At 68.3% G+C, this 15,226-nt stretch carries 14 protein-coding genes; 5 read left to right on the forward strand and 9 right to left on the reverse strand.

The window, feature by feature from the left end; all coding sequences use genetic code 11:
- Positions 1 to 140 precede the first annotated feature (140 nt).
- Positions 141 to 1,574 carry an amino acid permease gene (locus JHW38_RS01000; protein ID WP_207524187.1) on the reverse strand — a complete coding sequence of 478 codons (1,434 nt, stop codon included), beginning with the start codon at positions 1,572 to 1,574 and terminating at the stop codon, positions 141 to 143.
- A 249-nt stretch (positions 1,575 to 1,823) separates the two neighbouring features.
- A complete protein-coding gene (locus JHW38_RS01005; RefSeq protein WP_207524188.1) occupies positions 1,824 to 3,305 on the reverse strand; it encodes an amino acid permease in 1,482 nt (493 codons plus the stop codon).
- A gap of 182 nt (positions 3,306 to 3,487) precedes the next feature.
- Here JHW38_RS01005 and JHW38_RS01010 point away from each other — a divergent pair, with 182 nt between their 5' ends.
- From JHW38_RS01010 to JHW38_RS01020, 3 genes are all read left to right on the forward strand, one after another.
- On the forward strand, positions 3,488 to 4,093 hold the full coding sequence (locus tag JHW38_RS01010; protein WP_207524189.1) for an NUDIX hydrolase: 606 nt from the start codon (positions 3,488 to 3,490) through the stop codon (positions 4,091 to 4,093).
- A 173-nt stretch (positions 4,094 to 4,266) separates the two neighbouring features.
- On the forward strand, positions 4,267 to 5,547 hold the full coding sequence (locus JHW38_RS01015) for an esterase/lipase family protein (protein WP_207524190.1): 1,281 nt from the start codon (positions 4,267 to 4,269) through the stop codon (positions 5,545 to 5,547).
- The gene (locus JHW38_RS01020) at positions 5,544 to 6,089 is read left to right on the forward strand and encodes a demethoxyubiquinone hydroxylase family protein (protein WP_207524191.1); all 546 of its coding nucleotides are present in this window, start codon (positions 5,544 to 5,546) and stop codon (positions 6,087 to 6,089) included. The genes JHW38_RS01015 and JHW38_RS01020 overlap by 4 nt, the downstream gene beginning before the upstream one ends.
- Before the next feature lie 529 nt (positions 6,090 to 6,618).
- On the opposite strand, the gene JHW38_RS01025 is transcribed toward JHW38_RS01020, so the two are convergent.
- The 6 genes from JHW38_RS01025 to JHW38_RS01050 all read right to left on the reverse strand — a co-directional run bounded on the left by JHW38_RS01025 (position 6,619) and on the right by JHW38_RS01050 (position 12,524).
- Positions 6,619 to 7,362 carry a class I SAM-dependent methyltransferase gene (locus JHW38_RS01025; RefSeq protein ID WP_207524192.1) on the reverse strand — a complete coding sequence of 248 codons (744 nt, stop codon included), beginning with the start codon at positions 7,360 to 7,362 and terminating at the stop codon, positions 6,619 to 6,621.
- 54 nt (positions 7,363 to 7,416) lie between these two features.
- Positions 7,417 to 9,504: a phosphocholine-specific phospholipase C gene (locus tag JHW38_RS01030; protein WP_207524193.1), complete on the reverse strand. Its 2,088-nt coding sequence runs from the start codon at positions 9,502 to 9,504 to the stop codon at positions 7,417 to 7,419.
- A gap of 336 nt (positions 9,505 to 9,840) precedes the next feature.
- Complete coding sequence (locus JHW38_RS01035) at positions 9,841 to 10,302, reverse strand: GNAT family N-acetyltransferase (RefSeq protein ID WP_207524194.1); 462 nt, start codon at positions 10,300 to 10,302, stop codon at positions 9,841 to 9,843.
- A 70-nt stretch (positions 10,303 to 10,372) separates the two neighbouring features.
- Complete coding sequence (gene efpL, locus JHW38_RS01040; protein WP_207524195.1) at positions 10,373 to 10,939, reverse strand: elongation factor P-like protein EfpL; 567 nt, start codon at positions 10,937 to 10,939, stop codon at positions 10,373 to 10,375.
- Between the two features lie 154 nt (positions 10,940 to 11,093).
- Positions 11,094 to 11,864, reverse strand: a complete 771-nt coding sequence (locus tag JHW38_RS01045; protein ID WP_207524196.1) for an SDR family NAD(P)-dependent oxidoreductase — start codon at positions 11,862 to 11,864, stop codon at positions 11,094 to 11,096.
- Between the two features lie 201 nt (positions 11,865 to 12,065).
- Positions 12,066 to 12,524 (reverse strand): GNAT family N-acetyltransferase, encoded by a 459-nt coding sequence (locus tag JHW38_RS01050; RefSeq protein WP_242691117.1) that lies wholly within the window; start codon positions 12,522 to 12,524, stop codon positions 12,066 to 12,068.
- Between the two features lie 209 nt (positions 12,525 to 12,733).
- On the opposite strand from JHW38_RS01050, the gene JHW38_RS01055 reads away from it, so the two are divergent.
- Together JHW38_RS01055 and JHW38_RS01060 are read left to right on the forward strand one after the other, a co-directional pair.
- Positions 12,734 to 14,161, forward strand: coding sequence for a hypothetical protein (locus JHW38_RS01055; protein ID WP_207524197.1), 1,428 nt, complete (start codon positions 12,734 to 12,736; stop codon positions 14,159 to 14,161).
- Positions 14,162 to 14,373: 212 nt separating this feature from the next.
- A complete protein-coding gene (locus tag JHW38_RS01060) occupies positions 14,374 to 14,619 on the forward strand; it encodes a hypothetical protein (protein WP_207524198.1) in 246 nt (81 codons plus the stop codon).
- A 180-nt stretch (positions 14,620 to 14,799) separates the two neighbouring features.
- Here JHW38_RS01060 and JHW38_RS01065 read toward each other — a convergent pair whose 3' ends face one another.
- Positions 14,800 to 15,030 carry an XAC0095 family protein gene (locus tag JHW38_RS01065; RefSeq protein WP_207524199.1) on the reverse strand — a complete coding sequence of 77 codons (231 nt, stop codon included), beginning with the start codon at positions 15,028 to 15,030 and terminating at the stop codon, positions 14,800 to 14,802.
- Between the last annotated feature and the right edge of the window lie 196 nt (positions 15,031 to 15,226).

Genomic DNA, 15,226 nt, shown 5'->3' on the forward strand with positions numbered 1-15,226 from the left:
AAGCCTCGGGCCCGCAGGCCCGCCTGCCCACGTCGCGCCCGCCTGCCAGGGCGGCCCCGCAAAAGCGAAAGGCCGGCCCCGGGACGCCGGGGCCGGCCTTGGCCGGTTCTCTCGCAGCCGGGCGGTTACCCGCCCAGCGCTCAGCCGCGCGCCTTGCGCAGCTTGCTGTACTTGTAGCCGTAGGCGAAATAGATCGCAAAACCAATGACCGTCCACACGCCCATCAGCATCCAGTTGTGCGCGGTCATCGTCGACAGCAGCACCAGGCAGCTGACGATGCCGGCGATGCAGATCGGCCACGCGAACGGGATCCGGAACGGCCGCGGCAGGTCCGGCTGGGTACGGCGCAGGATCAGCACGCCGAGGCAGACCGCGGCGAACGCGATCAGGGTGCCCATCGAGGTCATGTCGCCGAGGATGTCGAGCGGGAACAGCGCCGCCAGCAAGGCGATGCCGATGCCGGTGATGACGGTGTTGATGTGCGGCGTGCGGTACTTCGGATGGATCTTGGTGAACACCGGCGGCAGCAGGCCGTCGCGGGCCATGATCATGAAGATGCGCGGCTGGCCGATGATCATCACCAGCACCACCGACGACAGCCCGACCAGGGCGCCGACCTCGACCACGATGCGCAGCCAGTTCAGCGCCGGATGCGCGGCGATCGCGGTCACCACCGGCTCGTCGGTGCCCAGGGTGTAGTACGGCGCCAGGCCCGTCATCACCGCGGCCATGCCGATGTACAGCACCGTGCAGATCGCCAGCGACGCCATCATGCCGATCGGCATGTCCTTCTGCGGCTTGTGCGATTCCTGCGCCGCCACCGACACCGCCTCGAAGCCGATGTAGGCGAAGAACACCATCGACGCGCCGCGCAGCACGCCTTCCCAGCCGTACTTGCCGTGGCCCTGCGATTCGGGAATGAACGGCTGCCACAGGTCGGGATTCACGTACTTCCAGCCGACCGCGATGACCAGCACGATCAGGCCCGACTTCAGCACCACCATCGCCATGTTCATCGCCGACGACTTGCGGATGCCGACATAGCACAGCCACGTCAGCAGCAGCACGATCGCCGCCGCCGGCAGGTTGGCGATGGCGCCGGTCGGGCGCAGCTTGGCGTCCAGCGGCGCCTGCACCAAGGCCGCGGGCAGGGTGATGTCGAAGTGTTGCAACAGACTCAGGAAGTAACCGGTCCAACTGACCGCCACCGCCGAAGCGGAGACGCCGTACTCCAGGATCAGCATCCAGCCGATGAACCAGGCCGACAGCTCGCCCAGGGTCGCGTAGGTGTAGGTGTAGGCGCTGCCGGACACCGGCACCATCGCCGCGAACTCGGCATAGGCCAGCGCGCAGAAGGTGCAACAGATCGCCGCGAGAATGAAGGACAGCATGATCGCCGGCCCGGCGTGCTCTGCCGCGGCCTTGCCGGTGATGACGAAGATGCCGCCGCCGATGACCGCGCCGATGCCGAGCGCGGTCAGGCCCCAGGGGCCGAGGGTGCGGTGCAGGCTCAGTCCCTCGGCCTCGGTGTGGGCGGCGTGCGGGTGTTTGGTCGCCCGGAGTTGTTCCAGCATGGTGGTTCGTCCTGGTGTTGCGTGTATCCGCGCGTTGCGATCCTTCGGCCGTCATTCCCGCGAAGGCGGGAATCCAGAGACTTCAGAGCCATGTGTCGGTGAAGCCCTGGATTCCCGCCTTCGCGGGAATGACGGCTTCAAAGAACGACGCACTCGGGTTCGCGGTCGCTGCGGTGGAAACGTCGCTGCATAAAAAGGAAAAAGGCCGGCGGGAAATCCCGCCGGCCTCGAATCATGGATGCGCCGGGCTCAGGCCTTGCCGCCCGCCGCCTTGCGCAGCTTGCTGTTGTGGTAGCCGTAGCCGAAGTAGATCAGCATGCCGATCGCGGTCCAGCCGGTCATCAGGTGCCAATGCTCGGCGAACGGCTTCCAGAACAGGTACAGACAGGCCGCGGCGCCTAGCGGGCAGACCACGACGGCCAGCGGCACGCGGAACGGACGCGGCAGGTCGGGGCGGGTGTTGCGCAGGATCAGCACGCCGACGCAGACCGTGGCGAACGCCAGCAGGGTGCCCATCGACACCAGCTCGCCGAGCAGGTTGATCGGGAACAGGCCGGCCAGGATGCAGGCGAACACGCCGACGATGATCGTGCCCACGTACGGGGTCTGGAACTTCGGATGCACCTTGGCGAAGAACTTCGGCAGCAGGCCGTCTTTCGCCATCGAATAGAAGATGCGCGGCTGGCCCATCAGCATGACCAGGATCACCGAACTCAGGCCGGCGATGGCGCCGACTTCGACCACCAGCTTGAGCCAGCCCAGCGCCGGATAGGCTTCCAGCGCGGTCGCGACCGGCTTCGGCGTGCTCAGCATGTGGTACGGCAGCAGGCCGGTCAGCACGCCGGAGACGATGATGTAGATGATGGTGCAGATCACCAGCGAGCCGAGGATGCCGATCGGCATGTCGCGCTGCGGGTTCTTGGCCTCGCCGGCGGCGGTGGAGACCGCGTCGAAGCCGATGTAGGCGAAGAACACCACCGAGGCGCCGCGGATCACGCCGTCGATGCCGTACTTGCCGGGGCCCTGGTTTTCCGGGATGAACGGCACCCAGTTGTCCGGGTTGACGTACTTGGCGGCGAACGCGACGAACAGCGTGATCACCACGACCTTGATCGCGACGATGATCGTGTTGATGAAGGCCGACTGGGTGATGCCGACGTAGCACAGGCCGCTGAGCGCGGCGACGATGACCACCGCCGGCAGATTGACCAGCCCGCCGGTGTAGACGAACGCGCCGTCGACCATGTTGAGCGGCGCGGCCGACAGCGAGGCCGGCAGGCCCATGCCGAAGGTGGTCAGCAGGCTGTTGAGGTAACCCGACCAGCCGACCGCGACGGTCGAGGCGGCGAACAGGTATTCCAGCACCAGGTTCCAACCGATGAACCAGGCGACGAACTCGCCGAGCGTGGCATAGGAATAGGAGTAGGCGCTGCCCGACACCGGCAGCATCGCCGAGAACTCGGCGTAGCACAGGCCGGCCAGTGCGCAGGCGAAGCCGGCGACGATGAAGCTCAGCACGATCGCCGGGCCGGCGTGTTCGGCGGCGGCGTGGCCGGAGAGGACGAAGATGCCGGCGCCGATGACCGCGCCGATGCCCAGCATCACCAATTGGGTCGCGGTCAGAGACCGTTTCAGCGTTGCCTCGCCTTGGAGGCTGCCCTCTACGGGCTCACCGGCGTCCACATGACCGGCGGGTGCCACCGGCTTGGTGATGAACAGGCCTCTCGACATCGAACTCCCCTCTCTCTCGTAAGAAGTGATCTGTGCCCGTCGTTCTGGCGACGACGTGACCGACCCCGGTACGGGGCGGCGGGCCACCTTAACTCAGGGTGTAAATAAGCGGCAAGCGCACACGGTCATGGTCCGGGCAGCGATAATCCGGCCTCCCGTTCCTGAATCGCCAGCCCGTCTCCATGCCAGCGCAACGCCCCGACGCCATCGCCGAACTTCGTTCCACACTGACCGACTATGCGCGCCGCTGGCCGGAAGAAGCCGAACATACGGCGCCGTTCCTGCAACTGCTGAGCGAGGCCGAGGATTTCGACGCGGCGCATGATGCAGCGCAACATATGCCGGCCGACCCGTTCCGCCGCGACCGCCTGGCCGGCCATTTCACCGGCGGCGCGTGGCTGGTCGACCGCGCCGGCGCGCGCGTGCTGCTGACCCACCACCGCAAGCTCGGCCGCTGGCTGCAACTCGGCGGCCACGCCGACGGCGACCGCGACATGGCCGCGGTGGCGCTGAAGGAAGCCGAGGAAGAATCGGGCCTGAGCGGCCTGCGCGTGGACGCGGAGCTGTTCGACCTCGACCGCCACTGGATTCCCGAACGCCGCGACGTGCCCGGGCATTGGCATTACGACTTGCGCTATGTCGTGCACGCGGGCGACGACGAAACCTTCGTGGTCAGCGAGGAATCGCTGGATCTGGCCTGGCGCGGCATCGACGAGGTGCTGAGCGATCCCGACAGCGACGAATCGATGCGCCGGCTCGCGCGCAAGTGGCTGGCGCGCGCGGGCTGAGCGCGGCGCGCGCGCCTGCCCGTTTGTTTCCTGCGCACGCTGACGACGCGCGGGCGCCGCGCCGCCCGGCCCCGGCCCGAAGCCGCGACCGCGAAAGCGCCCAAGCCGCGGCCGCCGCCTCCGCCGCGCAAGCAACTGCGCTACGCTGAGCTCCCATCCGCCCGCGCCGCCGCATGTCGACCAAACGCTCGGCCCCGAACCCCACCGGCTACGGCGGCGATTTGCGCGGCATCGGCCGCCTCACCATCGACGCGATCACCGGCGTCACCGACCTGGTCGAATCCGTCCACGCGACCATCGCCGCCTTGCCGAGCCCGCTCGGCGCGCCGGTCTACGACCCGACCCGCGGCCTGACCGGGCAGGTGTACCGCGGCGTGCGCGGCATCACCCGTCTGGTCGGCAGCGCATTGGACCTCGGGCTGGCGCAGGTCGCGCCGTGGCTGGACCGGATCGAATCGTTGCCGCAACGCGACGCGGCGATCAGCGCGCTCAACGGCGTGCTCGGCGATCACCTCGACGACACCGGCAACCCGCTGGCGATCGGCATGCGCCTGTGCCGCGACGGCCGGCCGTTGCCGTCGGGCCGCAAGGCCTTGAGCGCGGCGCTGCCGCAGGCCAGCGGCAAACTGGTCGTGCTGGTCCACGGCCTGTGCATGAACGACCGCCAGTGGCGCTGGAACGGCCACGACTACGGCGCCGAACTGGCCCGCGACGCGGGTTGGACCCCGGTCTATCTGCGCTACAACAGCGGCCGCCACATCTCGTTCAACGGCCGCGACTTCTCCGCCCGGCTCGAACGCCTGCTGCGCGATTGGCCGGTGCCGGTGGAACGCCTCGCCATCGTCTGCCACAGCATGGGCGGCCTGGTCGCGCGCAGCGCCTGCCACGCCGCCGCGCAGGCGCGGCACCACTGGATCGACAAGCTCGACAGTCTGGTGTTCCTCGGCACGCCGCATCAGGGCGCGCCGCTCGAACGCGCCGGCAGTTGGTTCGACACGGTGATCCAGCTGAGCCCGTACACCGCGCCGTTCGCGCGCCTCGGCAAGATCCGCAGCGCCGGCATCCAGGACCTGCGCCACGGCAACCTGCTCGATTCGGACTGGCGCGCATACGCCGACCGCAAGCGCGCCGGCGCCGACGCGCGCGCCGACACGCGCACCCCGGTGCCGTTGCCCAAGGGCGTGCGCAGCTACGCGATCGCGGTGTCGACCGACGCGCAGCGCGCGCGCGACGAAGGCGACCAGCGCCGCGACGACCCGCCGTCGGGCGACGGGCTGGTGCCGGTCGCCAGCGCGCTGGGCCAGCACCGCAATCCCGCGTTCGACCTGCGCATTCCCGCGTCGCGGCAATGGCTCGGCTACGGCCTGCATCATCTGGACCTGCTCGGCGACGCGCAGGTGTACGCGCAACTGCGGCGCTGGCTGAAAACCCCGCGCCGGGCGCGAACGCCATGAACGCCGTCGTCCAGCACGCCGGCAGCGACACCGACCTCGGCAGCCGCATCCTCAAGGTCAACCACGCCGGCGAACACGGCGCAGTCAACATCTACGCCGGCCAGATCCGCATGGCCCGGCTGACCGCGCCACACCTGCTCGAAGAACTCAGCGCCTTCCGCGCCGACGAACAACGCCACCGCGCCCTGTTCTGGGCCGAACTCGAACGCCGCGGCCGCCCGCGCTGCCGCAGCTACGGGCTGTGCGGCTTCGGCGGCTACACCCTGGGCCTCATCACCGGCCTGTTCGGCGCGCGCGCGATCGCCGCGACCACGGTCGCGGTGGAGCGGGTGGTGCTGCGCCATCTGGCCCATCAACTGGAAAGGCTGGAAGGCCGCGACCCGGCCGCAGCGACGGCGATTGCCGCGATCCTCGACGAGGAGCGCGAACATCACGACACCTCGGCGGAGCACCTGCACGAAGACCGCTTCTGGTCGCGGCTGCTGTCGCCGGTGGTGTCGGCTTCGACCGAGACGGTGATCTGGCTGGGGATGAAGCTGTAGCGCGGCGAAACCGACGCCGTGCCGGGCGAGTTCGCGGTCGCGGCTCGCGCCGCTCCTACAGGAAGAAACGTCGCCTCCGTAGCCCCCTGTAGGAGCGGCGCAAGCCGCGACCGCGCCAACGCAACCACGGCGCACCATTCACCGCGCAGCGCAACCGCGAATGAAGAAACGCAACCTTCGCGAACGACGCGGCCGCCTACGCCCCCTGTAGGAGCGGCGCAAGCCGCGACCGCGCCAACACAACCACGGCGCACCATTCACCGCGCAGCGCAACCGCGAATGAAGAAACGCAACCTTCGTGGACGACGTGGTCGCCTATGCCCCCTGTAGGAGCGGCGCAAGCCGCGACCGCGCCAGCACAACCACGGCGCACCATTCACCGCGCAGCGCAACCGCGAATGAAGAAACGCAACCTTCGTGGACGACATGGCCGCCTATGCCCCCTGTAGGAGCGGCGCAAGCCGCGACCGCGCCAATCCAACTACGCCGCACCGCTCACCGCGCTGCGCCACCGCCGGAGCTGCGATCCTCACCCGCCCTTGCGCACCATCACGCTGCGCCAAGGCCGCTGTTCGCTATCGATGAAGCTTTCCCACTCCACCGCGAACCCCGCCCGCCGCAACCGCTCATCCATCGCCGCCGCCGACCACCGCACCACCCGGTAATCGCCCGCATCGCCTTCCCACTCGTCGCCTTCCCCGAGCATGTGCGACAGCAGCGCCACGCCGCCCGCATGCAACGCCTGCGCCAGCTTGCCCAGCACGCCGTCCAACTGATCGCGCTCGAAGTGCTGCACCACGTACAGCATCAAGACCCCGTCGTACGTCCCTTCGATCTCGTCGGCCAACAGATCCAGCGGATACGCCCGCTTGCCGCGCTCGATCTGAAACCGCACGAACGCCGCCGTAACATCGGTACGCCGCACCTGCGCGCCCAAGGTTTCGAGAAAATCCGCATCCCACCCCGGCCCCGAGCCGATGTCGAGCACCCGCGCCGGCGGCGCCAACGCGGCGGCGAAGCGGCGCAGATCCTCGGCCGCCTGCGCCGACGGCGTGGCCGACACCGCGGCGGCATAGCCGCGCGCATACCCTTCGTACGCCGCGACGGTGCGGCGGTTGTTGCGGCGGTCGGCGGCGCTCATCGGCAGGCTCCGGTTGCGGCTGGCCTGCAACGTAGCAAAGGTCGGGCCGGCGGGTGAGGGCGTTCCGCCTCGATTCGATGTGCGAAACGCAGGGGCGAGGGGAGCGGGAACGCGGCGATTGCGCGTTCCCACCGTTCCCCGCGTCCCTTGTTCCCTAAGGCGCCGCGCCAGTGCGGCGCCCCCGGATCAAACCCCGATCGCCGGATCGCTGACGCTGTCCTCGCCGTTCTCCGCATGCCCGGCGAAGCGGCGCAGATACTGCGTGTCCTTGTTCGAGGTGACGCTGAGGTCGTACCAGCGCTTGCCGCCCGCCAGCGGCCAGCTGTCGCTGCGCTTGGCGCCCGGCGCCAGCGTGTAGGTACGCGCGGCGGCGCCGCTGTAGCGGTTCGGCTTCAAGGTCAGCGTGCACGCCGCCTTGCCGGTGTTGACCAGTTCCAGCAGCAGGCGCTCGCCGGCGACGTCGTGGCGCACCGTCACTTCCGGGTTGGCGCCGTCGGCGGCCAGGGCCTTGTTGAGGTCGCCGCGGAACGCGCGCAGGAAGCCGTTGGGGCCGTAGGCCGACAGATCGTAGACGCCCTTGGTGACCTGCTTGGCGCTCCAGTAATCCGACAGCGCCGTGCCCGGGTCGAGCGTGTAGTACCACGGCCCGTCGCCGCGGTTGCCCGCATACACGTTGAAGCAGGCGCCGGCGACGCCGCTGTTGCCGAAGTCGAGCCAATAGCGCCCGCTGGACGCTTCGATGCGGCCGCCGACCTGCAACTCGTACGGCAGCGCGCGCGCCGGGCGCTGGCCGCGTTCCTGCTTGGGCAGGCGCTGCTGCGCCGGCGGCTTGGGCACGGCGAGGCGGCAGCTGGCGTCGGCGTTGCTCATGCTGTCGTCGGTGTCCGGCAGCGCCGGCCACGCCGCGTTCGGCGTGGCGAAATCGAACGCGGTGCTGAGGTCGCCGGCCACCGTGCGGCGCCACGCGCTGATGTTCGGCTCGGCGACGCCGAAGCGCGCTTCCAGGAAACGCAGCACCGAGGTGTGATCGAACACCTGCGAATTGACCCAGCCGCCCTTGCTCCACGGCGAGATCACGAACATCGGCACGCGCACGCCGAGCCCGACCGGAATGCCGTTGTAGTTCTCGGTCGCGGTGTCGACGGTGCTCTTGCCGAGGTCGGCGTTGATCGCCGGCAACGGCGCCGGCAGATGGTCGAAGAAGCCGCCGTTCTCATCGTAGTTGATGATGAAGACGGTCTTCGACCACACCTCGGGATTGGCCACCAGCGCCTCCAGCAGGCGCGCGGTCAGCGATTCGCCATAGGCCGGGGTCGCCGACGGATGCTCGCTCATGATGTACGACGGCACGATCCACGACACCGCCGGCAGGGTGCCGTTGCGCACGTCCTTGGCGAATTCGGCGATCAGGTGCTCGCCGCGCGAGGTCTTGGCGTTGGCTTCGTTCGAGCCCGGCACGATCGCGCGGCCGCGCTTGTACAACTGCGAACTCGGATCGAGCTTGCGGAACGCGGCGAAGTAAGCGAGCGAGTTGTCGCCGTAGTTGTCGTGTTCCTGATACACGCGCCACGGAATCCCGGCGTTCTGCAAACGCTCGGCGTAGGTGGTCCACTTGTGCCCGGCGAAATTGGGATTGTCGCGCGAGGCGTCGCCGGTCCAGTTGCCGTCGTCGGCGTTGTTGACCGCCTGCGGCCCGAGGTCGCCGACGGTCATGCCGCTGGTGCCGGCGAACAAATGCATGCGGTTGGGATTGGTCGGGCCGTGGTGCGAGCAGTAATACGCGTCGCAGACGGTGAACGCGTCGGCCAGCGCGTAATAGAACGGCATGTCCTCGCGGGTGAAGTGGCCCATGCACATCGGGCCCTTGACCGAGATCCAGGCGTTGTAGTCCTTCCAGCGCGAATACGCGCCCTTCCAGCTGTGGTCGATGTCGGCCAGGCAGTGCGCGGCGGTCTGGGCGGTGTCGAGGTGGAACGGCAGCACGAACTCGTTGGGCTTGCTCGCCGTCTTGGGCTGCTCGAACACGGTCTTGCCGCCGGGCAGCGGGATCGGCCGCGGGTCGTCGAAACCGCGCACGCCGCGCAACGCGCCGAGGTAATGGTCGAAGGACCGGTTCTCCTGCATCAGGATCACCACGTGCTGCACATCCTGGATGGTGCCGGTGACGCGCGCGGCCGGCGTGGCCAGGGCGGTGCGGATGCTGGGCGGCAGCAGGCTCAGCGCGGCGGCGGAGCCGGCGAGCTTGAGGAAATCGCGACGGGTGGGAGATGACAAGGCCTTGCTCCAAGCTGGGCGCGGCGCGGACGCGCCGCCGGGGAAACGATAAAGCTTGGGAAGCGCAGATTGCAGATTCGTGGCAAGGTTTGCGGCGCGTGCGCGATCACGGAATGGCAAGCCGGCGGCGCGGTTTTTTCGGGATTTTTATGTGAAAGCGGTCGCTGCTATCGATGTCGGGCGTTGTGCGGTTTGAGGTTCGACGGGCGCGGCGCTTGAGGATTCAGCGCAACGAAAGCAGGAGCCGATTTTTTCTTTCGTTTTCGATTGAGCTGTTCGATCCGGCGAAGTATGGCCATGGATCGAACAGCGCCGGCGCTGAAGCCCTTCCGCGATTCAGCCGCGCAACCACAAGGTCATCAATCGCCGCGGATGCGCCACATACCCCGCGCGCTCGTAGATTCCGCGCGCATGCGCATTGTCGTCGTTGACTTCCAGCCGCAACGCGTCCAACCCTTCGGCCCGGCACAGCGCCTCGACTTCGGCCAACGCGCGCTTGGCCAGCCCGCCGCCGCGATGCGCCGGCAGCACGAACAACTCGTCGAGCAAGCCGAAGCGCCCGCCGAATTCAAGGCTGAAGCAAAACCCCAGCACGAAGTAACCGGCGATCTCGCCTTCGCGCACGATCAGCCGCAGCCGCCCCGCATTCGGATCGCTCACCAACGCGCCGAGCGCGCGCCGCAGCGCCGGCTCGTTCCACGGCAGATGTTCGACGGCGTAGAACTCGCGCAGCACCGGAATCAACCGTTCGATATCGGCGGCGGTGGCGGAGACGAAGCGGTAGTCGTTGTTTTGCATGAAGCTCACCTCAGAAACGAACCGGCCCGCACGAGGCGGGCCGGCGTCTAGCGAAAAATCCCGGCCTTGCTCAGTCCGCGCGCCCGGCGAATTCGCCGGTGGCGGTGTTGACCAGCACGCGCTCGCCGGTGCCGATGTACTCCGGCACCATGATTTCGAGCCCGGTTTCCAGCTTGGCCGGCTTCGGCCGCTTGGTCGCGGTGCCGCCTTTGAGTTCCGGCGGGGTTTCGACGACTTCCAGCGACACGTTGGCCGGCAACTGCAGGCCGACCGGCAGGTCGTCGATGATCTGCACGTAGAACCCGGACAGGTCGGCGATGATGTAGCCGGCCGCGTCGCCGACCACATCGGCGTCGAGGGTGTACGGCGTGTAGTCCTCGTCGTCGAGGAACACGAACGCGTCGCCGTCCTTGTACGAATACGTCGCCTGACGGCGGCTCAGCTCGACTTCCTTGAGCTCGTCGTCGCCGCCGACGCTGAGGTCGAACTTCACCCCGGCCGGGACCGAGTACATGGTGAAGCGGAACTTCACGTTGCCGCCGCGGCCTTGCGGCGAGCTGCGTTCGATGTCGCGCACCTGATACACGGTGCCGTTGTGTTCGATGACGTTACCTTTCTTGACGTCGTAGGCTTTCATTGCGTCGATTCCGATCGATGTGTTCGTTGCGTATCCGACTGTAGGCGCTGCGCAAGCTGCGACCGCGGGTCATCCGGTCGCGCCGAAAGTTTCGGCGTAGTTGCGTTGTCGCGGTCGCGGCTCGCGCCGCTCCTACAGGTAGAACGGGTGGGGTTTACTTCGGGGCCAGACGGGTCGCGCCGTCCAGGCGGATGGTCTCGCCGTTCAAATAACGGTTGCCGAGAATGTAGGCGACCAGATCGGCGAACTCCTCCGGCCGGCCCAGGCGCGAGGGGAACGGGATCGAGGCCGACAGCGACTGCTGCACCGACTCGGGCATGCCGTCGACCATCGGGGTCCAGAAGATGCCGGGGGCGACGGTCATCACCCGGATGCCGAAGCGCGACAGCTCGCGCGCCATCGGCAGGGTCATGCCGACCACGCCGCCCTTGCTGGCCGAATACGCGGCCTGGCCGATCTGGCCCTCGTACGCGGCCACCGACGCGGTGTTGACGATCACCCCGCGCTCGCCGTCGTCGCCGGCCTCGTTGTGCTGCATCAGGTTGGCCGCGGCCTTGGCCACGTTGAAGCTGCCGACCAAGTTCACCATCACCGTGGTCTGGAACTGCCCCAGCGGCATCGGCGCTTCCTTGCCGAGCACCCGGCCCGCGCCGAGGATGCCGGCGCAGTTGATCGCCGCGTTCAGGCCGCCGAGGAACTCCTTGGCCGCCTGCAGGTTCGCCGCCACGCCGGCTTCGTCGGTGACGTCGGTGCGGAAGTAGCGGGCGTTGGCCTCGCCCAGCGCGGCCACGGCCTGCGCGCCCTTGTCGTCGTTGACGTCGAACAGCGCGACCTTGCCGCCGGCGGCGACCAGATGCTGGGCGACGGCGAAACCGAGGCCGGAGACGCCGCCGGTGATCGCGGCGCGGGCATTTTGCAGTTGCATGGGGCGGTCCTGAGGGCGGAAAAGGCGCCATTCTAAAGGACCGGGCGACCCGCCGCCGCTGCGCGGCCGGGCGGGCGCGCCGGGAACGCCGCCGAAACCGGACCGGATCGGGCTTTTCGGCGATTTCGCCGCGATGCGCCTGTGGCCCGGCGCGCGCGTTCAGGTCGTGGCGAGGCCGCGCCGGCTGCGGCGCGCCCGCGCTCAGATCGAACGCAAATACCAGGTATTGCTGCCGCGCAACTCGCCGTAACCCAACGGCGCTTGCAGCAACTGGAAGCTGTTGGCCTCCAGCAGACGGTGCGCCACCGCCATGCGGTCCAGCGCCTCGACATAGCACTGCCCGTAACCGAAGCCGCGCGCGGTCAGCAGGCACTTGTCCAGCAGCGCCTGACCCAGGCCCATCCCGCGCACGCCCGGCAGCAGATAGAACTTGCGCAGCTCGCAGATGCCCTCGTCGCCGCCGAGCAGCGGCGCGATGCCGGCGCCGCCGCCGAGCCGGCCGTCGCGCTCGACCACGAAGTAGGCGCTGCGCGGCCGGCTGTAGGCGCGCTGCATCGCATCGATCTCCGGATCGCTGGCCAACCCCGACCCGAACTCCGCCAGCACTTGTCGCGTGACCGCCGCCACCGCCGCATCGTCGCGCGGCAGGATCGGACGCAAAACGACTCCGGGCGGCAAGGTCATAGCGGGCGGGGTCTCGGCAGGGACGCGGCGTTCATCCTCGCTCAGATCGCCGCGTTTGCGAAGCCGCCCGCCACTGCGCGCCCGGTCGCGGTGTGAGCGAGGGTGAGGCCGCCGCCGCGGCCGCGCTGGCCTCGGGCCGGACGCGTTCGCGTTAACAGGGTCAATCCACAGGGGAAGACATCACGATGAAGACCGCACTGACCGTAGCGGTGATTGCCTTGACCTGCGCGCTCGGCGCGGCCGTATCGCAGGAACGCACCGCCGCGCCCGCCGGCGCCGCACCCGCCGGCGCCGCCGCGAGCGCCGCGCGCTTCCCCAGCTACGACCCGCGCTACCCGCCGCCGCCGGGCACGCCGCCGGCGCAGGTGTTCCGGCTCAGCCAGGACTTCCCCAAGACCTACGCCGCCGACACCTTCCCGTGGGAGAAGATCGACTTCAAGGCCTTCCCCAACGAATACCTGCGTTCGGTGCTGAACTACTGCCTGGAAGGCAACGTCGACGTCGACTTCCGCGTGCAGGACAACCCGGTGCGCAAGTGGTACCACGCGCCGTGGCTGCACGACGACGGCGCCCAGTTCGGCGGCGGCCGCGAATGGCGCCGCGGCATGACCCGCGAACGCATGTCGCGCCCGTTCGAACTGCACACCAAACAGACCGGCCGCGGCCAGAACTGGGCGGTCGGCTTCTACAACGACCGCGGCGGCGTCGGCCTCGGCAAGGTCTGGCTGACCGCCGACGGCCGCCCCGACCCGAGCAAGTCCACGTTCCCGCCGAACACCGTCGCCTGCAAACTGCTGTTCACCGACGCGCCGGTCGAACAAGTGCCGTACCTGCGCAACGGCAAGGTGTGGACCGCCAACATCTACCCCGACACCAACTACGACAAGCCGCGCGTCGACCGCGAGATGCGCCTGCTGCAACTCGACGTGGCGGTCAAAGACCCGCGCCTGGCGCGCAGCACCGGCTGGGTGTTCGGCACCTTCGTCTACGACGGCGGCTCGCCCGGCAAGACCGTGTGGGACCGCATGAGCCCGGTCGGCCTGAGCTGGGGCGACGACCAGGCGGTGCGCACCGACGCCCAGCGCAACGGCGTGTTCGTCAACACCGCGCTGACCCAGACGCGGATCAACAGCTTCCTGGTCGAACAGCCCGGCTGGGACTACGGCGACCGCGCCTACGTGCGCCATCACGGCCTCGGCGGCCGGGTCAACGGCCCGATCGACAGCCCGGTGTCCTCGTGCGTGTCCTGCCACGGCCGCGCCGGCACCTTCGCCAACGCCGCCGACCCGGTCAACCGCGGCCGCCCGATGGCGATGGCGGTGTTCAGCGCGAGCAAGCCCAGCGAATACCCGATGGACAAGTTCGACGAGTTCTTCAAGCCGATCCCGGACGGGGCGCATGTGGAGACGCAGGACGGGAGTCAGTTCATGACCACCGACTACTCGTTGCAGGTGACCGGTGGGATCCGCAACTACTACCAGAACCTGCGCAGCCAGCCGGTGGCGCCGGTGGCGGCGGAAGCGGGGCGAGCGACGCGGAACCTCAAGGCGACCGTGCCGGTGGATTTGAGCAACGCGCCGGCGTTGCCGCGGGTGGATCGGGACGCGGATTGAGGGGCGGTTGGGGCGGGGAGGGCGGCGCGCAGGCGCCGCGATGCTCCTCGCGGGCCGCAGCGGCTTGCGCGCAAGCCGCGCACCGTTGCGCACAAGCCGCGCGCGCTTGCGCGCAAGCGCGGCGGCCTTGGCCGCAAGCCGTAAAGTCCCGGCGTTGCCCCAAAATGGAGCGGCGCCGGGCAGGGCGGGACTCGCGCGCAAGGCGGTTTGGCTTGCGCGCAAGCCGCGAAGGCTTGCGCGCAACCCGAAAAGCGCCGCTGGAAATCGTTCAGGCGCCGATTCGCGAGGCATTTTGCCGCGCGCGCAAGCCGTTGCGGCTCGCGCGCGACGCTTTTCGGCTTGCGCGCAAGCTGTGTGGGGTCGGCGTTGAACCAAGTTGGTGCGAGGGTCGGGGAAAAAGGCTTGCGCGCGAGCTATTGGGCTTTGCGGCTGAGCTACAGAAGTATGCGGACAGCTGAATTCGTGCCGGGTGTGCGGCGGAATTCTTTGCGTCCAGGGGCATGCGCGTTACAAGCTAAGAAAAAAGAGTTGCGATTCGATCGAGCTATGTCGCGTGCGAGATAAAAGAGCGTGCGCCACTCCATATGGGCGTGGTGCACGCTGCGTAGACGCCGGTAACGAGCCGTCGCTTCCGTAGATCAATCGGAACGAACGTCGTCCAGGCCGGCCCGAACTTGATTTGCCCAGACACGAAAGACAGATGCTAAGGCGCGACGCCGCGCGTACTCGGTTTTACGCGGGGTAGCTTGCAGCGAGGTTGCAGAGTCAATCGTGTCGGCTGCAAGCAGCATTTCATCATGAAGCGTGCAGAGGGCTTTATAGGCATCGACAGAGAGGCGAAGTGCGGCAGGAGCGGATTTGCGAGACATTAAGCGGAACTCCCAGGTGAGAGGGCGGCCATCGCTTCGTCGACGGCGGTGCGCTGTACGGGAGTTCCGAGGCTCCGGAGGCCAATGTCCGCGAACTTCTGCCTTCAGTCAATGGTGAAAAAATCTTCAAACGTATCTTGGCGACGAACCGTGCTTCTAGATCACTTTTGCTATGTAGTGCGTATGGTGCTTTGGT

Source organism: Lysobacter enzymogenes (assembly GCF_017355525.1).
GTDB classification, from domain to species: domain Bacteria; phylum Pseudomonadota; class Gammaproteobacteria; order Xanthomonadales; family Xanthomonadaceae; genus Lysobacter; species Lysobacter enzymogenes_C.

Bases quoted from the DNA above. Each gene is read 5' to 3' on its own strand.
- JHW38_RS01045 (WP_207524196.1), bottom strand. From the start codon at position 11,864: ATGCAACTGCAAAATGCCCGCGCCGCGATCACCGGCGGCGTCTCCGGC.
- JHW38_RS01005 (WP_207524188.1), bottom strand. From the start codon at position 3,305: ATGTCGAGAGGCCTGTTCATCACCAAGCCGGTGGCACCCGCCGGTCAT.
- efpL (WP_207524195.1), bottom strand. From the start codon at position 10,939: ATGAAAGCCTACGACGTCAAGAAAGGTAACGTCATCGAACACAACGGC.
- JHW38_RS01010 (WP_207524189.1), top strand. From the start codon at position 3,488: ATGCCAGCGCAACGCCCCGACGCCATCGCCGAACTTCGTTCCACACTG.
- JHW38_RS01035 (WP_207524194.1), bottom strand. From the start codon at position 10,302: ATGCAAAACAACGACTACCGCTTCGTCTCCGCCACCGCCGCCGATATC.
- JHW38_RS01020 (WP_207524191.1), top strand. From the start codon at position 5,544: ATGAACGCCGTCGTCCAGCACGCCGGCAGCGACACCGACCTCGGCAGC.
- JHW38_RS01015 (WP_207524190.1), top strand. From the start codon at position 4,267: ATGTCGACCAAACGCTCGGCCCCGAACCCCACCGGCTACGGCGGCGAT.
- JHW38_RS01065 (WP_207524199.1), bottom strand. From the start codon at position 15,030: ATGTCTCGCAAATCCGCTCCTGCCGCACTTCGCCTCTCTGTCGATGCC.
- JHW38_RS01000 (WP_207524187.1), bottom strand. From the start codon at position 1,574: ATGCTGGAACAACTCCGGGCGACCAAACACCCGCACGCCGCCCACACC.
- JHW38_RS01055 (WP_207524197.1), top strand. From the start codon at position 12,734: ATGAAGACCGCACTGACCGTAGCGGTGATTGCCTTGACCTGCGCGCTC.